Annotated in this window: 18 protein-coding genes; 8 read left to right on the top strand and 10 right to left on the bottom strand. The window is 47.7% G+C overall.

The genetic code is table 11. The features are described from left to right. Window positions 1–202 precede the first annotated feature (202 nt). The 5 genes from ORJ00_RS09540 to ORJ00_RS09520 form a co-directional block, all read right to left on the bottom strand. Window positions 203–2,305 (bottom strand): TonB-dependent receptor plug domain-containing protein, encoded by a 2,103-nt coding sequence (locus tag ORJ00_RS09540; protein WP_306139674.1) that lies wholly within the window; start codon window positions 2,303–2,305, stop codon window positions 203–205. Window positions 2,306–2,394: 89 nt separating this feature from the next. Then, window positions 2,395–2,832 carry a DUF3429 domain-containing protein gene (locus ORJ00_RS09535; protein ID WP_306139673.1) on the bottom strand — a complete coding sequence of 146 codons (438 nt, stop codon included), beginning with the start codon at window positions 2,830–2,832 and terminating at the stop codon, window positions 2,395–2,397. Further along, window positions 2,832–3,161, bottom strand: coding sequence for a hypothetical protein (locus ORJ00_RS09530; protein WP_027671657.1), 330 nt, complete (start codon window positions 3,159–3,161; stop codon window positions 2,832–2,834). The genes ORJ00_RS09535 and ORJ00_RS09530 overlap by 1 nt, the downstream gene beginning before the upstream one ends. A gap of 2 nt (window positions 3,162–3,163) precedes the next feature. Beyond that, window positions 3,164–3,508: a thiol-disulfide oxidoreductase DCC family protein gene (locus ORJ00_RS09525; RefSeq protein ID WP_027671656.1), complete on the bottom strand. Its 345-nt coding sequence runs from the start codon at window positions 3,506–3,508 to the stop codon at window positions 3,164–3,166. A gap of 86 nt (window positions 3,509–3,594) precedes the next feature. Further along, the gene (locus ORJ00_RS09520; protein WP_306139672.1) at window positions 3,595–5,430 is read right to left on the bottom strand and encodes a M1 family metallopeptidase; all 1,836 of its coding nucleotides are present in this window, start codon (window positions 5,428–5,430) and stop codon (window positions 3,595–3,597) included. 150 nt (window positions 5,431–5,580) lie between these two features. Between ORJ00_RS09520 and ORJ00_RS09515 the strand changes: the two genes are divergently transcribed. The 5 genes from ORJ00_RS09515 to ORJ00_RS09495 all read left to right on the top strand — a co-directional run bounded on the left by ORJ00_RS09515 (window position 5,581) and on the right by ORJ00_RS09495 (window position 11,508). Next, window positions 5,581–6,309: an SIMPL domain-containing protein gene (locus tag ORJ00_RS09515; RefSeq protein WP_306139670.1), complete on the top strand. Its 729-nt coding sequence runs from the start codon at window positions 5,581–5,583 to the stop codon at window positions 6,307–6,309. A 167-nt stretch (window positions 6,310–6,476) separates the two neighbouring features. Further along, window positions 6,477–7,517 (top strand): selenide, water dikinase SelD, encoded by a 1,041-nt coding sequence (selD, locus tag ORJ00_RS09510; RefSeq protein ID WP_027671653.1) that lies wholly within the window; start codon window positions 6,477–6,479, stop codon window positions 7,515–7,517. 9 nt (window positions 7,518–7,526) lie between these two features. Next, window positions 7,527–8,633: a tRNA 2-selenouridine(34) synthase MnmH gene (gene mnmH, locus ORJ00_RS09505; protein WP_305976559.1), complete on the top strand. Its 1,107-nt coding sequence runs from the start codon at window positions 7,527–7,529 to the stop codon at window positions 8,631–8,633. 64 nt (window positions 8,634–8,697) lie between these two features. Further along, the gene (locus tag ORJ00_RS09500; RefSeq protein WP_306137324.1) at window positions 8,698–9,948 is read left to right on the top strand and encodes a DUF2254 domain-containing protein; all 1,251 of its coding nucleotides are present in this window, start codon (window positions 8,698–8,700) and stop codon (window positions 9,946–9,948) included. 96 nt (window positions 9,949–10,044) lie between these two features. Beyond that, the gene (locus tag ORJ00_RS09495) at window positions 10,045–11,508 is read left to right on the top strand and encodes an FAD-binding oxidoreductase (protein ID WP_305976557.1); all 1,464 of its coding nucleotides are present in this window, start codon (window positions 10,045–10,047) and stop codon (window positions 11,506–11,508) included. Window positions 11,509–11,580: 72 nt separating this feature from the next. On the opposite strand, the gene ORJ00_RS09490 is transcribed toward ORJ00_RS09495, so the two are convergent. Next, window positions 11,581–13,311 (bottom strand): DUF885 domain-containing protein, encoded by a 1,731-nt coding sequence (locus ORJ00_RS09490; protein ID WP_306139669.1) that lies wholly within the window; start codon window positions 13,309–13,311, stop codon window positions 11,581–11,583. 159 nt (window positions 13,312–13,470) lie between these two features. Here ORJ00_RS09490 and ORJ00_RS09485 point away from each other — a divergent pair, with 159 nt between their 5' ends. Beyond that, window positions 13,471–13,896, top strand: coding sequence for a CBS domain-containing protein (locus tag ORJ00_RS09485; RefSeq protein WP_306139668.1), 426 nt, complete (start codon window positions 13,471–13,473; stop codon window positions 13,894–13,896). A 144-nt stretch (window positions 13,897–14,040) separates the two neighbouring features. Here ORJ00_RS09485 and ORJ00_RS09480 read toward each other — a convergent pair whose 3' ends face one another. Next, on the bottom strand, window positions 14,041–15,126 hold the full coding sequence (locus ORJ00_RS09480) for a fatty acid desaturase family protein (protein ID WP_306125852.1): 1,086 nt from the start codon (window positions 15,124–15,126) through the stop codon (window positions 14,041–14,043). A gap of 11 nt (window positions 15,127–15,137) precedes the next feature. Further along, window positions 15,138–16,202, bottom strand: coding sequence for a flavin reductase family protein (locus ORJ00_RS09475; protein ID WP_305976553.1), 1,065 nt, complete (start codon window positions 16,200–16,202; stop codon window positions 15,138–15,140). Between the two features lie 306 nt (window positions 16,203–16,508). On the opposite strand from ORJ00_RS09475, the gene ORJ00_RS09470 reads away from it, so the two are divergent. Next, a complete protein-coding gene (locus ORJ00_RS09470) occupies window positions 16,509–17,480 on the top strand; it encodes a GGDEF domain-containing protein (protein ID WP_306125851.1) in 972 nt (323 codons plus the stop codon). Between the two features lie 12 nt (window positions 17,481–17,492). On the opposite strand, the gene soxR is transcribed toward ORJ00_RS09470, so the two are convergent. Continuing rightward, complete coding sequence (gene soxR / locus ORJ00_RS09465) at window positions 17,493–17,957, bottom strand: redox-sensitive transcriptional activator SoxR (RefSeq protein WP_305976551.1); 465 nt, start codon at window positions 17,955–17,957, stop codon at window positions 17,493–17,495. Between the two features lie 208 nt (window positions 17,958–18,165). Between soxR and ORJ00_RS09460 the strand changes: the two genes are divergently transcribed. Next, window positions 18,166–18,597: a VOC family protein gene (locus tag ORJ00_RS09460; protein WP_306139667.1), complete on the top strand. Its 432-nt coding sequence runs from the start codon at window positions 18,166–18,168 to the stop codon at window positions 18,595–18,597. 107 nt (window positions 18,598–18,704) lie between these two features. Here ORJ00_RS09460 and ORJ00_RS09455 read toward each other — a convergent pair whose 3' ends face one another. Further along, window positions 18,705–19,253 carry a hypothetical protein gene (locus ORJ00_RS09455; protein WP_306139666.1) on the bottom strand — a complete coding sequence of 183 codons (549 nt, stop codon included), beginning with the start codon at window positions 19,251–19,253 and terminating at the stop codon, window positions 18,705–18,707. Window positions 19,254–19,934: the final 681 nt, after the last annotated feature.

Raw genomic sequence — 19,934 nt, 5'->3', positions numbered from 1 at the left:
GTTTGTTATGTCCATTTTTTAACTCAGTATTTAACGCGGCAACTGTGGGCAAAGTGGGGCGCTTGCTGGTAGTAGGCGGTGCCGCTTCGCTGCAACTGCCTGATGGTAGCCGCTTACTGGATAGCCCCAACTTCCCGACAGAATACCGCGCACGGCTGAAGGTGCCGCCTAGGTGTAGTAATAGTTACGCGCTCTTATTTTCCTAAAAACTATAACGGATACCAGCACTTACCGAACGGCCCGCGCCTTTTAGCTGGCTGAAGCCGTTGCTGTTGTCCTGGCGGTATTCAGCGATATTTACGCCGCCCAGAGGTAGCTCATAGTCTTTATCCAGCAGGTTGCTGATACCAAAACTTAGGGTTAGCTGCTTATGTTGCCACTGGCTGTTAAAATCCAATAAGGCGTAACTGGCTGTGGGGTTTTCCAGCCGGCGGCTATCTAGCCGGTTTTTGCCATCCTGCCATTGCCATGTTAGCTTTGTTTGCATCTTACCCAGCTGATGCTGCAGGCTAAGCGTGCTATTAAGTGGTCGCTGCTGATAAAGTGGCTCATCGGAGCTGTCGCGCTTACCGCGGTTTAGCCTGGCATCTGCCTGCAATTGCCATTGACCAAAGTAAGTATTACCGCCCAAAGCCCATTGGCCGCTGGCTTCAATACCATACAAGGTGGCATCTAAATTAACAAACTGCAGCCGGTGGCGCAGGTTGTCGCCGGTATTAAAGCTACCGGCGATGTTCACGTCGATAAAATCCGCTACCTTGGTGTAAAATGGCCGCAGTTGCAGTATCGCATTGTCACTGCTGTACAGATAAGCGACACTTATTGTGCGGGCTGTTTCGGGCTTCAGGTTAATATCGCCGATATAGCCGTTGCCGTCACCAAACCAGCCAATCATGCTGATGGCCATTTGGCCCTGACCCCAGCTGTAACGTTCATACAGGTTAGGCGCACGGTTTTTTTGTGCCAGCCCAAACTGCAGTTGCTGCACATCATCCAACTGATAACCAGCCAAAAAAGTCAGATCTGCCAGCGTATCGCGCTGCTTGCGGTCTTGCTGGTTAAAGGCCTGCGCGGCTACTGCATCGGCGGCCATCATGCCCATCATCATATTGCTGTAGGCCTGCACGGTACCTGTATTGGTGCTAACCTGCTCCAGTCGCGCGCCATAGTTAAGTAGTAATTTTGCCGTCAATTGCTGGTTAAGTTCGGCAAAAACCGCCAGTCGTTGGCGTTTACCATCATTAATATTAATGTAATCGTTCGGGCCCATCATCATCGAGCCTGGTACTGCCGGCCAGATATCGTTTAAACGGAACTGATAAAACTCGTGGCCGACTTTTAGCGAACTTGCGCTTGATAGCATAGTTTGCCAGTGCAACTGATAACTGTAATCGTCACTGTCGGTCAGCATCGGCATGGTGCCGGGCTTTTCTGCGGTAAAAAAGCCCATTTCGTGCTTAATGCCTTGCCAGTTTACCCGCGCCAGTAAGTCTCCATCAGCCAGAGGACGCTTGTATTGCAGCGTAGCACCAAAGCTCTGGTTTTCTGTCATGTCCATATACTGATTGGCAAAGCCTTGAAACGGAATGTACTGATGGCTAAGTTTTACCGCCAGCTGCTCTTTGCCATCCTGCCAGGCGCCAACCAACTGATGGTTTTGCGCGCGGTACAAGGTGTCTGGCACCTTATCGTCGTTGCCGTCGCGATAACTGTTGGCATCGCTATAGGCACCGTCATATTTCAGGCTGAATTGTTTGCTGGAAAACTCCGTGCCGCCAGTAATATTAACTGCGTCGCCATTACTCTGATAACGGCTGCCAAGGTAACTTTGTTGGTGAGACAGGCTGGCACTGTCTGTAAAAGTAGGGTTAATGCTGCTGACGCTAATAACTCCGGCGATATTATCGCCAGCCATACTCACCGGGGAAATACCGGCTACCACTGTGACAGCATTTATCTGATTGGCAGAAATATACGATAGCGGCGGGTTCATCTCGTTGGCGCAGGCCGCGCCGATATCGCTGCCGTCAATTAATACTTTAATGCGGTTGCCCATCATGCCGTTTAACAGCGGCAAGGCTGAAACTCCACCTGCGGCAGAGAAATCAACGCCTTTGGTGCGCAATAACTGCTCACTATTGCTCTGGTTGGTTTGCCAGTTTATACCTTTAATTTCAATCACTTCCAGTTCAGTATTGCTAGCTTGAGCCAGCGCACTGCAAGAAATTAACAGTAACAGACTAATGGCAGAGTAGCGCCATGCAGGGCATTGGTGGCTTTGTATGGCGTGGGGCTCGTAAAACATATAGCAGTCCTTAACATAAAATGTGCGGCTGCTAGTGTAATAAATTCAAGCTGTTATGCGGGTGTGACATATTGTCGCAGCATGTCGGGTTAGCCTGCTGCTGTTAGCAGGTAATACAGCAGCAGATGACTGATACAAACCACTACTGTCAGATGGTTACGCAGGGCGCGGTATTGGGTTTGGTATTGCCGGTTTATTCCACTGCGGTATTCTGCCAAACGCAATAACACATACAAGCAAGCCTGGGCCGGCAAAAAGTATTCGCTGGCAAGTAGCAGTGTAAAGATACTAAGTACCGGAAAGGTTACTGCTACCAGTGCCAAGCGTTGGTTTTTTAACGGTTTTACAGCGTTGCTGTGTAGCACCGGCCACAATACACCGGCCATAAAACCTAATATCAGTGCGCTGTAAAAGCTATAGAGCTCAAGTGTCTGGTCTGCACTCAAGTAAAAAGGGTACAGGTACAATAGCGGCAGGGTAATAAAAGGAATTAAACCGGCATAACCCAATACGGATAGGCGTGACATTATACGTTCTCCATTAAAATAGCCTGACGCTCATCTTCGGTTAAAATGCCAACCAGCACTGTGCGCCGGCGCAGTTTATTCATCCGTTCGCCGCTATCCAGCAGTGCTGCTTTAAACAACTCCGGCTGATCAATACAATCCAAAATACTAAACCAGTGAATGTAGCCACTATGTCGCAGTAAACCGGCCTGATAACGTTGTTCAAGCGTGTTTAATATTTGCCCCAGTCGCTGGGGCTCTGCCAGTAACTTATCGGCCATGGCACTATGCAGGCGTAAGATTTGCGCATCGGTTGCAGCGCTTTGTTTGGTTAAGGTTCGCCGTCGCATGGTTACAGTGTGCAATCGCCGTTTGCGCAATTACTGCGTTTTGTTGCCCAGTAAGCATAGGCTTTTTTTACCAGCCAATAACAAGGTGGTAAGCGTAGCAGCTTTACCATCCAGCTATGGCCAGCCAGCTGCCAATAGTGCAGTGTCGCGTCAATGCCAATTAAAAAATGATCATGCTGCCACAAATGAATTTGCTGCATCATGGCGGCTTTGCTAACGCCGGCAAAGCCGCTGAAGCTCTCAGTGCTAATATCCACCAGCTCAAGATGGGGTGTCAATTTTGGCCCCAACCAGTTTATTTCACGCTGGCATAGCGCACAGCTGCCGTCATAAAACAGTTTTTGCATTGTTTACCCATAAAAAAGCCCACTTCCAGCAAATACGCGGTCTGTGGGCTTTAGATCAGTGCGCTATAAATAAGGGCTTGATTAAACTACTTTAACAGCTCATCTACCGTACCCTGCGCCAGAGGGTGATACCCAGGCCGCGCTTTGGCGTACACGGCACGGGCAAAAGCCATACCTTGGGCAGTCTCTGCCAGTTGCTTATATAACGGCACAATAAGCTTACGACGACCGATATTGATTAAATATTGCTCCAATGCCGGGGTGATTTCCTGATACCCCGTACGCAGAGCTAACAGATACCAGGCATGCGCAATTTCGGCATTGGTTGAATGGGTTAAATCAAAGGCAGCATCCAGTTGTGACATACGCTCTAATGGCATATCTAACGGCAGGTTATTGATAAAATATAACCACTCATGCAATGTCCACGCTTTGGTAGGCAGTTGTGCCAAACTGCTACTGTTGTTTAGCCAGCTAGTGATGTGCGCGGAGACGTTATCAAAGGCGCCAGATACCGGCGCCGGTGTGGAGGCGGGTAAGCCTGGCTCGAATATCCATTGCTGTACTTCGGCGTCGCTTACAATACCAGGGTATTTTTGCAATAAATGTTGTTGCAGGTATTTGATAAAGGTATCGGTGGTGATGCTTTGGAAAGCAAACTGATCAAAGTAGTTTTTAACAAAGCTGTCAAACCGTTCACGACCAAATTTCTGCTCTAAAAACATTAAGAACAGTTGTCCTTTAACGTAAGGTACGCCGCTAAAAGCATCATCCGGATCGCGGCCTTTTAAATCGATATGCAATATGCTGTCGTCGGCAGGCAGTTCTGCCAGTTCAGCTTTTAAATCCTGTACCGACAGCGCTTGCTCCATTACGGCGCGGTCTGTGCCAAACACTTGTTCCATAATGCGGTTTTCAACATAGGAGGTAAAACCTTCGTTTAACCACAGATCGCGCCAACTGGCATTAGTGACCAGATTACCAGACCATGAGTGTGCCAGTTCGTGCGCTATAAGATTAACCAGGCTGCTGTCACCTGCGACAACCGTTGGGGTGATAAACGACAAGCGCGGGTTTTCCATGCCACCAAATGGGAAGCTAGGTGGCAAAATGAGCAAGTCATAGCGGCCCCAACGGTAATCGCCGTAAATGGGTTCATTGGCATCTATCATTTGTTGGGTGCTGGCGAACTCTTTGGTGGCCGCATCCAGAATATAAGGCTCAGAGTAGACGCCGGTTTGATCACTCATGGCTTTAAAATGCAGATCGCCGGCGGCAATCGCAATAAGGTAGGGTGGAATAGCTTGCGGCATCGAAAAGTGGTAATCGCCGTCACGCGCGGTTTCCGGCTCATTGTTAGCACTCATTACGGCTAAAATATTGTCGGGTGTGGTAATACGGGCGTCGTAGGTCATACGCACGGCGGGCGTATCCTGAATAGGGATCCAGCTACGGGCATGAATAGCCTGATTCTGGCTAAACATAAATGGCAGCTGTTTGCCGGCGGTTTGCGTTGGCGTTAACCATTGCAGGCCAGAGGCTTTATCGGTAGAGCTGTAGTAAATACGCAAGGTTTCTGCACGAAACGAGGGCGTAACACTGAGTTTACTGCCCAAAACCTCATCGCGTTTTGCCAAATTAAACGGTACTTTTTGCCAGCTGCCATCGGCGCGTTTAGCATAAATGCGGTCAATGACTAAATCGCGTGTGTCTAAGTCAATGGTATTAGTGTTGTTATTCAACCACGTTAATTGCAGATCGGCAAAGCCACTAAGGGCTTTTTGCTCAAAGTTAACGGCTAAATCCAGATGCAGGTGTTTTACGACTACGTCGTCGTAGTTGGCATAAGTATAGGTATCGGTGGTTGCCATCACAGAGCTGCTAAGTAAGCCAAAGGCAAGAGACAATAATTTTAAAGACATGCGTTTTTCCTTAAAACGAACAGATGCCGCAGTGTAAAGGCAAAGTTGTCGCAAACACAAGGCTACAAATAATGACAACTTAATGGCGTTACTTTTGCTGTAATACGGTACTAAGGTTTCCATCATCCCAGCTAGTTTGAAGAGGTATTTATGAAACGTGCATTGATCATCGCTGCTGCTACGTTAGGCTTTACCGCCAATGTTAGTGCCAGCCCGTTACCTGATTTTCCTTTTATAAATGTCACCGGTGAAGCCCGGTTAGAGGTTGCGCCGGATAAGGCAAAAATCCAGTTTGTGATTCGTCAAACGGCAGCAAAAGCAGATGCCGCCACCGATGCGGTGTATAAACAAGGGCATGATTTGATGCAATTTCTTGCCAAACACGGCGTTACAGACACCGATGTTGATGCGGCACAAATTAACAAAGAGGCCATGTATAAAGATTATCAGGATAGAACGATTACAGGTTATGAGGCCAGCCAGCCCATCAGCGTAACGTTAAACCAGTTAACCCATTATGTTGCTATCATGGATTACCTGTTTAAGCAGCCGCAAGTGTTCTCGATCCAGGGCAGCTTTGATAGCAGCCAACGGGAGCAAGTTGAACGTAAACTGAGTGAGCAGGCCGGAGCCGATGCAAGGCAACGGGCAAATCACTTGGCGGATGCGCAGGGGGTAAAATTATCGACCGTATTTGCTATCACAGAAGGTACCGGCTTTGGCCAGCTGGCTGGCGATTTTGGTTTCGGCGGCGGTGCCGTAAGTTACGGCATGTTGCGTAAAAGCGTTGAAATGGCAGACGCTGGGCCAAGTTTGGTGCTACCGCGGCATATTACGTTACACAAAACCGTTAATGTTATTTATAAAATTACGCCTTAGGCATATTGTAAATAAAGCGGTGAAAACGGCTATAAGGTTCTGAGCGCCGAGTGTTAGTCGCTAGCGCGCAAGGGGGTTAATTACACACTTGGTATTTAACCCCGGCCCTTGTGCTTAGGTATGGCTTTGGTTATGTTAACGCTATTGTGCATTAGCAAAGCCTTATTATGCCTGACTTCTCCAGCATTAAGTTAACAGAATACAGCCACGGCGCCGGTTGTGGCTGTAAAATTTCACCGCAAGTATTAGATAAAATTCTACAAAGCAATATTAGCTTCTCAGATGCTAATTTGCTGGTTGGTAATAGCAGTAAAGATGACGCAGCCGCCTACGATTGGGGAGACGGTACCGCCGTATTAAGCACAACCGACTTCTTTATGCCTATTGTTGATGATGCGTTCGATTTTGGTCGCATTGCCGCGACGAATGCGATTAGCGATATTTATGCCATGGGTGGCACGCCGATTATGGCGATTGCTATTCTGGGTTGGCCGGTGAATAAATTGCCGGCTGAGCTAGCACAGCAAGTGCTTGAAGGGGCGCGTCAAACCTGTAAAGACGCTAACATTATGCTGGCGGGTGGCCATAGTATCGATGCGCCAGAACCCATTTTTGGCCTGGCGGTCACCGGGCGGGTTGCCAAGCAACATTTAACCCGCAACGATACCGCTAAAGCAGGTGATAGACTGTATTTAACCAAACCCCTGGGTGTGGGCATTTTAACTACAGCTCTAAAGCAAAAAAAGTTAAAACCTGAACACAATATGCTGGCACGCGATAGCATGGTGCAGTTAAACCAGATTGGTGCCGACATCGCTAAGCTCGAGGGGATATCAGCGATGACCGATGTCACCGGTTTTGGTTTACTTGGCCATTTAGTCGAAATGTGCGAGGGCAGTGGCCTAAGCGCCGTACTGGACACTCATACGGTGCCGGTATTGCCTAGTGTTGGCGATTATATCGCACTGGGTTGCATTCCCGGTGGCAGCAAGCGCAACTTTGCCAGTTATGGCGGTAAAATTTCAGCATTAACCCCAGAACAACAAGCCCTGTTATGCGATCCGCAAACCAGCGGCGGCTTGCTGGTTGCGGTCAGTCCCGAAGCTGAAGCGGCATTTATTCATTTGGCCGTCGAGCACGATTTAACGCTGAATCCAATTGGCGAGCTATTCCCCGCGTTACCAGGCCATTTAATCCGTGTGCGTTAACTAGTCACTATGTCAGTGTCTTTGCCATTATCCGATAACTACGACGCCATACTGCGCCAACGTTTGCCGCTGCTTGATGTTCGCGCCCCGGTGGAGTTTGCAAAAGGCGCCTTTAGTCACAGTCAAAACCTGCCGTTAATGAATGATGCCGAGCGCACAGCGGTGGGGACGTGCTATAAGCAGCAAGGCCAGCAAGCGGCTATTGCTTTAGGGCATCAACTGGTATGCGGCGACATTAAACAGGCAAGAATTGCCAGTTGGCAGGTGTTTTCTGATACACACCCTAATGGAATGCTGTACTGTGCCCGCGGTGGTTTACGTTCGCAAATTGCCCAGCAATGGCTCGCCGATGTGGGTGTGATGTACCCCAAGGTAAAAGGCGGCTTTAAAGCGTTACGTCGCGCGGCTATTAACGTTATTGAACATGCTTCCACCCAGCCTATTTTGCTGCTGGCGGGCCCCACGGGTAGCGGTAAAACCCGCTTGCTAAATCAGCTGCAAGCCATTGATTTAGAAGGGTTGGCTAACCATCGCGGTTCGGCATTTGGTCGCAAGTTGTCACCGCAGCCAACGCAAATTTGTTTTGAACATGACCTGGCCAGCGCTATCTTGCAGTTACAACATCCCCGGCCAGCCTATTTACTGTTAGAAGATGAGAGTCTGCTGATTGGGCAGCGCAATATTCCGCATCCGCTTTATCAAAGCATGCAACGTAGCCCAATATTATTGTTAGAAGAGCCGTTGGCGGTGCGGGTAGAGGTTATTCTGCAAGACTACATTGTAAACTTGTTTGCCGAAGCGCTACAGCACGATGCGGAGCAGGGCTTTACAGTGTTTGCCGATATGCTTCAGCAGGGTTTAGCGCGGATAAGCAAACGTTTAGGCGGTGTGTTATTTAGTGAACTGCAACAGTTATTAAACCAAGCACTTGAGCTGCAACGCACGACTGCAGACATTAGCCTGCATCGAATATGGATACAGCGCTTACTAAGTGAATACTACGATCCGATGTATCACTACCAACTACAAAAACGTAACTTACCCATCTTACTGCGCGGCGATGCTACTACATTGCTCAGTTGGTGGCGTCAACATGGCTTTGATAGCCGTTTGTAATGTGAGGTGCGCTGCCGTAGACTGAATTATCTAAATAGTTAAGGCACTGGCAGGGAATAAAGTAATGGTATCTAAATGGGGCTGGCAACTGTTGCAACTTAGCCGCAAGTTATGGGTACGTACTGTAGCCTTTGCCGTTTTGGCGTTGTTGTCAGCATTAGTGGCCTTTGCGATACAGGATCAGATCCCCTCAGATCTGGCTGATATGATTGGCGCCGGGGCTGCAGAGAAAATTCTCACCATTTTGGCTACCAGTATGCTTACGGTAACGACGTTTTCGTTAAGCGTAATGATTGCCGCCTTTAGCGCCTCAACCAACAGCGTGTCGCCACGCGCGACCCGGTTACTGATGGAAGATGCCACCACGCAAAATGCATTGGCAACTTTTGTTGGCTCGTTTTTATTTAGCATTGTTAGCATTATTCTGCTTAATACTCAGCTGTATTCGCAACGCGGTGCCGTGGTGTTGTTCCTCACCACCGTATTAGTGGTGGCGCTCATTGTTTTTACCATGCTGGTATGGATAAGCCATTTATCCGGGCTTGGCCGGGTAGGCGAAACAGCAAATAAGGTTGAAAACAAAACTTATGCGGCCTTAATGAGTTATGTCGCCAAACCTTGGCACGGTGCTAAACCGTTAGCGGATTTATCCGGGCTGCCACCGACCGCGCAACCTGTCATGGCAACGACCATTGGTTATATTCAACATGTTGATATCAAAGCCATTAATAAGTGGGCGCAACAACATGATTGTCAAGTTTATGTGGTGGTGCGCGCTGGCGTATTTACTGAACCCAACCGGCCGGTTATGTGGGTGCAAGGCAAAGCCAAAAACAGTGCGGATTGCTTGTTAACGGCACTAACAATTAAAGATTACCGTACTTTTGACCAAGACCCTCGTTTTGGTTTAATTGTGCTATCAGAAATAGCGTCAAAAGCGTTATCGCCAGCCATTAATGACCCTGGCACCGCCATTGAAATTATTGGTCGTGGTATGCGAGTACTGAGTAACTGGCGCAAACCCGACATCACCGCAGCCGATATTGAATACCCTTATGTTTGGCAGATAGGTTTGGATTGCGGTGATTTATTTGATGACTTTTTTGCCCCTATTGCCCGTGACGGTGCCACGATAATGGAAGTGCAAATTCGTTTGCAGAAAAGCTTCATTATGTTAGCCAAATTGGGCGGTGACTTTCACAGCCATGCCTTGCATCATTCTACTGCAGCACTTGCCAGAGCGGAACTTGCCATGAAATATCCAGAGGACGTGAAGCAGCTTAAACACCTGCATCAGCAATTACGGGATTTATAACGTTAAATATTTGGCTTCAATTTGGGCGTTAGCATCTTGTTATTTAATGTAAAGTTAATTATCTTGGCGCCAATTTAACTCGCAGGATGCAAATTGATGCTACGCAAGCTGGGCTATGTTGTTTTAACCACTGTCATACTTTTTGGCGTGGTGGTGTTAGGTTATCTGGCACCGTATTTCTCGCGTATCGAGACCGAGCCTGCGCAACTTGTTGTCAACGATGTTACACAGTTAAATCCGGTGGTGGTGGCCAGAGTATTCAATGCTGAAACAGAGTCTGGTCTTATTCAGCAGCTGGTTTCTTCGCAAGGCAACGTGTCTATTGGTGGGGGGCGTTTTAGTCAGGGTGGACAAACCGCTGCGGCTAATAGTCTGCATATTGATATGCGTAGTTATAATAAAGTGTTGTCTTTTGACCAACAGAGTAAGCAAATTACTGTACAAGCAGGCATACGCTGGCGTGATTTGCAGGCCTACATAGATAGCTACAATTTGTCCGTAAAAATTATGCAAAGTTATGCTGATTTTACCGTGGGAGGCTCGCTTAGTGTTAATGCGCATGGCCGCTATGTAGGCGAAGGACCAATAATTAACTCTGTCTTAGCAATCCGTGTGCTGCTTGCCAATGGTGACGTTTTAACGGCAACACCTGAACAAAATAGTGAGCTGTATTATGCCGCTATTGGCGGGTATGGTGGCGTTGGTATTATTCTGGAAGCGACACTGCAACTAACCGACAACAGTCGGGTGCAGCGGGTTACTACAGAGATGCGCTTAACTGATTATCGTCAGTATTTTAACCAGCAAGTACGTAACAACCCTCAGATTGTATTTCATAATGCGGTGTTGTATCCGCCTTCGTATCAAGACTTAACCGCCGTATCCTGGGTAACAACGACCATGATGCCAACTGTTGAGAGCCGTTTACATAAGCCCGGTACAGCTTACTGGTGGCAACCCGCATTAACCGACTTTGTTGCTGATTTTGCATTTGCTAAATGGATACGCCAGCATTGGCTGGATCCTATTTTATATAGTCGTAACGCAGTGCATTGGCGTAATTACGAAGCCAGCTATGATGTAATGGAGCTTGAGCCTTATTCCAGAGAAAAACATACTTATGGTTTACGTGAGTATTTTGTACCCGTGACTGCGGTAACAGATTTTGCTACTGATCTGGCTAATATACTGCAACGCAGTGACGCCAATATCCTTAATGTTTCAATTCGGCATGCGTTACCAGATGCCGGGTCAATTTTGGCTTGGGCACCCGAGGAAGTGTTTGCTTTTGTCGTGTATTACCGACAAGGTACTGATAAGCTGGCGCAACAACATACCGATCTGTGGAGTCAACAGCTTATCGATGCTGTTTTGCAGCATGGCGGTAGCTATTATCTTCCTTACCAGTTAAGTGCAACACCAGAGCAATTTGCTAAGGCCTATCCGCGCGCGCCTGAATTCTTCCGATTAAAGCAGCGATACGACCCGCTAAATAGGTTCAGCAGCCAGTTTTGGCAGAAATATCAGCCAAACCAAAACAACAGTGCAGGTACGCTTTAACACACAGTGCGCTGTTAAATTAAAGTGTAAGTAGTAGAGAGGGCATCCGCTTTAAAGCGGATGCCCTATAGCTTATTGTTGCGTGGCAATCCACTCTACTGTTAGCTCTTCCAGTAAATCCAGCGGCAGGCTGCCAGAGGCTAACAGGTGATCGTGAAAGGCGCGGATATCAAATTTATCGCCTAGTTGCTGCTCGGCTTGCTGGCGCAACTGGCGAATTTTAATCTCACCAATTTTATAAGACAGGGCTTGTGCGGGCCAGGTAATGTAGCGGTCAATCTGGGCTTCTACCTCTGCCATGCTAAGCGCCGTATTGTCGGCTAAATAGTCAATGGCTTGTTGGCGGCTCCAACCCATGGCGTGCATGCCGGTATCCACCACTAAGCGGCAAGCGCGCCAGGTTTCATAGGTTAAGCGGCCAAAATCGCTGTACGGATCCTGATAAAATCCCATTTCCTTACCCAGGCTTTCGGCATATAACCCCCAGCCTTCACCATAGGCACTGTGATACAGGGTTTTACGAAATTCCGGCATGTCCATTTCTTGCGCCAGCGCACTTTGAAAATGATGACCAGGCTCTGCTTCGTGAAAGGTTAATGCTTCTAAGTTATACAGCGGTTCGCTGCGCACATCGTTAGCGCCCACAAAGTATGTGCCTGCGGTAGTACCGCTGCCGTCAGAGGCTACATAATAGGCACCCCCGTTTGGGCTGGCTTTTATATCGAAGGTTCCTCGCGGTAGGGTGTTAAACCACTTAGGTAACTGGCCCGCCATTTTACGTGTAATGTAGCTGGCTTTTTCGATAAGTTGTAACGGGGACTCGGCATAAAACCGCTCGTCAGTGCGCAAAAATTTGACGAAGGCATTAAAGTCGCCGTTAAAGCCTACCTGCTTAATAATGTTATTCATCTCAACGCGAATACGTTTAACTTCACTAACCCCAAGCTGATGGATCTGCTCGGGTGTCATATTCGTGGTGGTATAAAAGTTAATTAAATACTGATAGTAGGCTTTGCCATCTTCCAGTGCGGTTATACCCACGTCTTTGCGACACGCCGGCATATATTGTTCGGTAAAGAACTGATACAGCTTGTTATATTCCGGGATCACTGTATCCATAATCAGTTTGCTACCCGCTTGCTGATAATGGCGTTGCTGCCCAGTGCTAAACTGTGCTGGTTGGTTTGCCAACGGCGCGTAAAACACACTGTCACTTACATCACTGACAATATGTTTGCTAATGGTTTTGTCGTAGTTGGCAAAGCTGGCACAGTAATGCGTGTAGCCTTTGTTGATGGCTTGCTTAAGGTTATCAATGTGCTGCTGGTTGTAGCGCGGGAAATCCGCCAGGCTGACTAAGTAATTGTCATAGTCGGATGTGGTTAAAAACGACATATTGTCTGGCGCACCGGCAAAATAACTGTGATAGCCGGCGTAAGCTTGCATGGGAAACAGGTGGTCAAATTGCTTATAGCTTTGTGCTTCGGTTTCACGTTCGTATTTAAATAACCTTAGCGTTATTTGATCAACTGCGCTGAGCTCACGTTGTTCAATGTTGGCCAATTGCTTCAGAAAACCTTGGTTAACCTTGGCCCGGCGCTCGCGGCCTGCCTGAGACACATCAGGCAATGTGCCATTCATCCGAAACGTGTCGGGGTCTTTACGAAAGAAAATTTGTTCTTTGTTGGCTTCTGCCCAGTGTTGGCTAAGCAGTTGTTCCAACTGTTGCTTGGCATCGGTGGCATTAACGCCTGTGGCGACAGTAAACAGCACTGCGGCGGAGATAAACAAATGTGGTTGCATATTAAAGGCCCGACAACACGATTAGTAGCTTGGTGTTATACCATAGCCGGTATTATCAGGCTATTGTGGTTTTGCTAGGTGGCTGATACTGCTGGTGAATTGGTGTAAACAGGTTATAGTTTTAGCACAGCCTTGCAGTAATTTTAACGGTGTACCACGATGACTAATGTCGCACAATTAATGAGCCTTAACCCCGTCAGTGTGTCACCGGATGACAGCCTTGCCGTGGTAAAACAGATTTTTGATCATGTGAAATTTCATCATTTACTGGTGGTGGAAGACAGCGTGTTGTTGGGCGTATTGTCAGATCGGGATTTATTTAAAGCGTTAAGTCCTTATCTGGGCACCGCGGCAGAAACAACGCGCGATCTGGCCTCACTTAATAAAAAAGCGCATCAGGTAATGCGGCGCAAACCGGTAACCTTGCAAGGGCAGGCTAACGTGAAGGACGCCGTGCATTTGTTTAACACCGAAGGGGTATCTTGTATTGTGGTGGTTGATAACCAGAACCGGCCGCAGGGTATTTTAAGCTGGCGCGATATTATCCGCGCGCTGGACCGCACCGATAAGCGTACCGCACAGTAGCTGCTAGTTGGGGTTAGCCAGACTCTTGTAAGGAAACCAATTTGCTCTAAGCTAACCGTTGAAGCCCTTGACGGGCGTACACGAGCCCCCATGGATGAGTTTACGGCGTGTTAGCGTGGGCAAACGGGTTTCCATTACACCGAACTACAATGCCTTTACTGCTTTCCCGCCGCCTGGCAGCGAATAGCGCATAATGCGACCAAATACTGTGCTGTACTGGCGTACAAAGCTACCCGTGTTGTACGGAATAGCATATTTTGCTGCTATCGCCTGCACCTGTTTTGCCATAGCGGGGTAGTGCCGTGCCGGAATATCGGGAAACAAGTGGTGTTCTATCTGACAGCTTAAATGGCCGGTTAAAATGTGCAACCAGGTAGGGCCGGTAAAGTTAGACGAGCCCAGCATTTGGCGATAATACCATTGGCCGCGGCTTTCGTTTTCGCACTGGGCAGCAGTAAAAACATGCACGTCTTTAGTAAAGTGGCCGCAGAAAATCACCGTTGACGTCCACAGGTTGCGAATGAGGTTAGCCAACAAATTACCGCTTAGCACCCAAAGCCACATAGGCCCGGCAATTAGCGGGAAGAACAGATAGTCTTTTATTAACTGGCGTGCACCTTTGCTGAAAAAGGCTTTTTTCAAGGCACTGTCGCTTACCTGAGAATGCCGGTCGGCTTTTTTCTTTCCAGCAAATACCCTTTGTGCAGCCAGTTCATGGTACGACACGCCCCATTGAAACAACATACTCAGCAATAAATACGTAGCGCCTTGCCACAGGTTACGCACGCGCCAGCGAAAGTCATTGCTTAACCTTAGCAAGCCGTAACCAAAGTCGCGGTCTTTGCCAATAATGTTGGTGTAGGTGTGGTGCTCAAAATTATGTGTGCGCTGCCAGGAACCCGCGTCGCAGGCAATATCCCACTCATAGCGTTTAGAATGCAGTACCGGATCGTTCATCCAGTCATATTGGCCATGCAATACGTTATGGCCAATCTCCATATTGTCGAGAATTTTTCCCAGTGCCAACAGCAGCACGCCCACCAACCAAAGCCAGGGGGTAATAAAGCCCAGTACCAGCAGAATACGCCCGCTTATTGCGCTTAACCGTTGCACCAGCAGTACGCGGCGAATGTAGCGCGCATCTTGCTCGCCCAGTTGCGCTTTAACCTGCTGTTTTACTGTGTCCAGCTCGTGTTCAAGAGCGCTAAATTGCTCAATCGTTAGTTTCATCTCAAATCCTGTTACAGCTTAATCACAAGTTCGGTTACCGGCTGGCTTATGCACAGCTGAATTTGTTCTGCGCCATTTCCGCTTAATGCGCCGGTACGAATATCGCGCACCTGGCCGGAAACCTTGTCGCATACGCATTGAAAACACACCCCCATACGACAACCAAAGCTTGGTGTTAGGCCATGTTGCTCGGCGGCGTGCAGTAGGCTGTGCTGTGTGCTCGCAGCGACCTGATGCGGTGAACCTGCGCGGATAAACGTGGTTTGCCGCGCCGACTCGTCAGCATCACCGGTTATTGTTTCGCAGGGGATAGCGGGTAGCGCCGGGCCAAATTGCTCTTTGTGAATAGTACACAGGGCTACGCCCGCCTCGGTTAGACGCTGTTGTATCTGCTGCATAAAGCCTGCTGGGCCGCAAAGATAAATCTGTTTATCTTTTGCCTGTGGCAGTAGTGCATTTGTCATGTCAGCAGCAGGTTCAACGCGGCTGTCAGACAGGGTTAGGGTAAACAGGGGTTGCCGCGAAGCCAGTTGTTTTAACTGCACAAGCAGTGCAGCGTTTTCACTGCCACGGTAGCGGTAATACAGGCTTACCGGCGCCAACCAGTGGCGCTGACTAAGCAGCATTGACGCGATAGGTGTAATGCCAGAGCCCGCAGCTATAAACAACGCCGGTAGCGCAGGTTGCTGCCAGTGAAAATCGCCCTGCGCGGCGCTGATATTCACCACAGTTTCGTTTTGTAGCTGGTTTAACAGCGGTGTAAATTCAGCGCCGCTGGTTACTTTACAGCATAGCGCTATGCTGCGGGTGCTTTGCCAGTCGGCAAGTGTAGAGCAAATGCTAAAAGGCCGGCTGATATAACGACCATTGTGGCGCAGCGTAAGTAAAATGTGCTGACCCGGCATAAAGCCCTGCCAGCGCTTTGATACCCTAAAGGTTAACTGCAGCATGTCTGCAGTGGCCCAGTATTTACCGCTTACACGGGCGCGAAAATGCCCCGGTAGAAATCCTGGCGAAAACTGCTGAATTATCGGCAGCAGATAGCGACTCAGCGCAGGCTGATTGCCCAGCATCATACAAAAGGCACGCCACAGGCGCTTTAACAACGGTTTCAAAGAATACGCACTCGCTTACGTTAATTTCAGCGCACAGTTGTACACTAAAATGTCTGGAATGACCAGTTTATTGTTTTTATATTCAAAGTAGGTGATTTCAACTTCATGAAAAATATGGTTTTTTATTATTCAATTTTCGTAGTTGTTTAGCATTTAAAGTGAACACGTGTATATATTATGTGTTTGTTTATGGCTGCAGGTGATTTTCATGGTTGCTGTGTTGTCTAGCGTACCGACGCGAAACACCATGACCGTTATATTGAAATAATGTCTACTGTTGCAGCTGAAAACAAAGTTGCGGCTCGTCCCTTGATGGCAGCAAAGGCTTGTCGTCTTGCTGTGTATGAGGTACCAATGACGACAGAACCTAAAGTACCCGGCGCCAAATCCGCCAGCAAGACTGTGTCTCTTAAAGGTGTACAGGGGGTACTGAAAAAAAATGCAGCGATTAAGAAAAATATTAACACGGCGGCTAAAGATCTTGGTTCAGTTAACGACACGCTAAAACAAAAAAAAGCCACTGTTGTGGTAATTAAAAAGGCCATGCAGCAAAACGAGGAAGCGGAAGATATCGTTGCTAAAGCGGCTGAGGATTTGAAACAGGTTAATATTAAGCTGTCAAAAGAAATAGCCGCACGCATTGGTGTTGAAGTAGAGCTTAGTGAGATGAAAAGCGACTTGGCAACGGTGCGCGACAATTTACGCTTGTCTCAGCAAACTGAAAAAGCCTCACGTCACAGCGCACTTACCGATGCGCTTACCGGCTTACCTAATCGCATGTCGTTTGATCAGGCTCTTTCTCATGCATTGTTACAGGCGCAGCGCCACAACTGGTCGCTTGCGGTACTATTTATTGACGTCGATAAATTTAAACATATTAACGACACTTATGGCCACGATACTGGTGATAAAGTGCTTATTACGGTTGCGAAGCGTTTAACGGCTTTTGTGCGTAATGAAGATATTGTTAGTCGCTGGGGTGGTGATGAGTTTGTCTGTTTGTTGCGTGAAATAAAGCTCGAAAGTGATGTTATTCAGCTGGCGGCGAAGTTAGTTGACCATATTGCAGAGGACTTCAGCCTAAACGAGTTAAAGCTGAATATTCGCATTAGCATTGGTATTGCCATATCGCCACAGCATACCGAGAGTGCAGACCTGTTACTAAAATACGCCGACAGCGCGATGTATGTTGCTAAAACAACACCGCTTCGTATTGCAGTGTATAAAGCTTTAAGTTAAATGCAGCCTGCTTTATAGGCCTGCTAACCCCTTTTGCTCTGCCTGGTCTAACAGCACGGGCCCGCTGCCTTGGCTGGCGAGGGTGTCATCCGGGTTATACAGCGGGCATTTTGTCATGCTAAGGCAACCACAACCAATGCAGCCGGTGAGGTACTCGCGCAGTTTAAGCATGTAAGCAATGCGGCTATCCAATAACTGTTGCCAGTTTTGTGACATCAGCTGCCAGTCTTCAACTGTGGGCGTGCGGTTATCCGGCAACGATGCAAACGCCTGTTTTACCTCTTCTAAGCTAATGCCCATTTTTTGCGCTGCTTTAATCACCGAAATTCGCCTTAGCACGTCGGGTTTATAGCGGCGCTGATTACCGTCGTTACGCCAGCTTTTAATCAGGCCTTTGTTTTCATAAAAGTGCAGCGTACTGACATTTATGCCGCAGCGCTTTGCCACGCGGCCAACACTCCAGGTTGCCTCTGTCATGCCGAACTCCTTTTTTAAAAATGTTTGCAAAAAGCACTTTACCTCAACTTTGGTTGAGGTTTTAACCTGCGCCTAACTTACAACAAGGAGCGCGGCAATGACAACACAAACTGATGAAACACGGCAGTATGAAAACGGCTTTTTACGTCGCTATTTTCAGCTGGTTAGCCACACTGTACGCAGCAAATAAAATCTTAGGGAGGGAACTATGTATTTAGAACACGTTAATTTAGTAGTAAGTGACATCGACGCCATGCTGACATTTTACCGCGCGGCATTTCCACACTGGCATATTCGCGATCAAGGCCACGGCGAATGGCATGGCAAGCCGCGTAAATGGCTGCATTTTGGTGACGATTATCATTACATTGCACTAAGTGATCACGGCGAGGGTAACAACCGCGAGCTGGCAGGGCATAGCGTAGGCTTCGCGCATTTTGCTTATGTCACCAATAACCTTGAGGCGGTTATCAAGCGCCTGGAAGATGCCGGTTTCGCCATAGCCAAACCCGGCGCAGAAGAGCCGTTTCGCAAAAATATCTACTTTGTTGACCCCGCCGGTTTTGAAGTGGAGTTTGTCGAATACCTAAGTGATATCCCGGCCGAGCGAAACCTTAACCGTGAAGCATTGCAGCGGTAGGCGGTGTAATTAACATACTTGCTTTTCTGTTAAGCAGAACCGGTTTATGTCTTGTTAGTGCAGGCAAGTAGAGGGCAGCTTCACGCTTAGTGAGCTGCCGTCAATGTTTAGGGCGCGGTCTGAAGCAAGGCAGCAAAATCCTTACTGGTTAGCGCATCTTGCAGCAACTGCTTAACAGCTGAGGGCATAGACTGTGCAACAAGGAGACAACTGGTTTCTTCTTCATACCCTCTGTCTTCGCCACGATAGGTAGTTTGAGTGGTGAACTTATGGCCATTCGATGACATCAGCTCCAGTGTTAAATACCAACTGTTTTTCCAGGAGTTAAACTTTACTGTTTGTAAATAACCGGTTATTTCAACGGGGGCGCTGTCGGCCAATAAGTTGGCGTTTGCCAGTTCAGAACGTAGAGCGGCATCAACATAGTTAGCATAACCGCCAGACGCTTTTACCTGGCCTTGCGTTTGGCATTGTTCGTGATCTTTAATGCCAGCGGGGCGGCTAATGCCTTTAAGGGCAACAGGTGCCGCTTCTAATTGCTGCAAGTGCAATAATGTCTCTGCAGAGCTTTGGTAGCGCGGCGCTTTATAGGTTATGCAGGCGGTAAGACTGGCTGCCATAATGCTAACTAGAAATATGGCGGTATGTTTTCTCATATCAATGACCTCGTGTTGGTAAAGTAAATGCCGCTATTTTACATACATATTTGAATGTAAGGCTATTGGCAAACAAAATAATTCACAAAAAATACAAATTTTTACAAATTATGGTTGTTGATAATAAGCGAGTAGTAAAGGCGTTAAAAAAAGCGGCAAGGCAGCAATTGTGGCAGTAAAAGCAAAAGATCACAGGCCTAACTTAGTCGGCGGCATGCCGCGTGTTTTTGTTTTCACATAAATGACTTTTGCACTACTACCACAGCATACGTGCAAACGGCGTGCAATTTAACGTCCACCCACAGAAGAACCCAGCGTTATTAATAGGGCATTTCTACAACTAACCGCTAAATAAACCCAACTCTAACCATGGTGCAACAAAGCAAAAATAACCCAAATTTTCTATGTATTAATATACAGTTGTTGGTGTTGAGTTTTTTATCTGCAACTTGCGGGTTTTAAACCCGTATTCTGCAGCAACATAAATTGCTACAATTTAAAAATGCTTGATTTACATTTTGATAGCAGAATAGACTGGATTAAATTTTGGAATTTGCAGGATCTGAAACACGCAACTCGCGGGTTTTGGTCCTTTGAATAAGCTGTTAGACATATTTAACAAGGAATCGTAATGAAGTCTATTTATGCACTTTTTTTACTAGTAATATGGCTGTGTCTTTC

It is taken from the genome of Rheinheimera baltica, assembly GCF_030731985.1.
Taxonomy (GTDB): Bacteria; Pseudomonadota; Gammaproteobacteria; order Enterobacterales; family Alteromonadaceae; genus Alishewanella; species Alishewanella baltica.
Note: the sequence above shows the minus strand (reverse complement) of the source record. Positions and strands in the feature narration are given on the sequence as shown.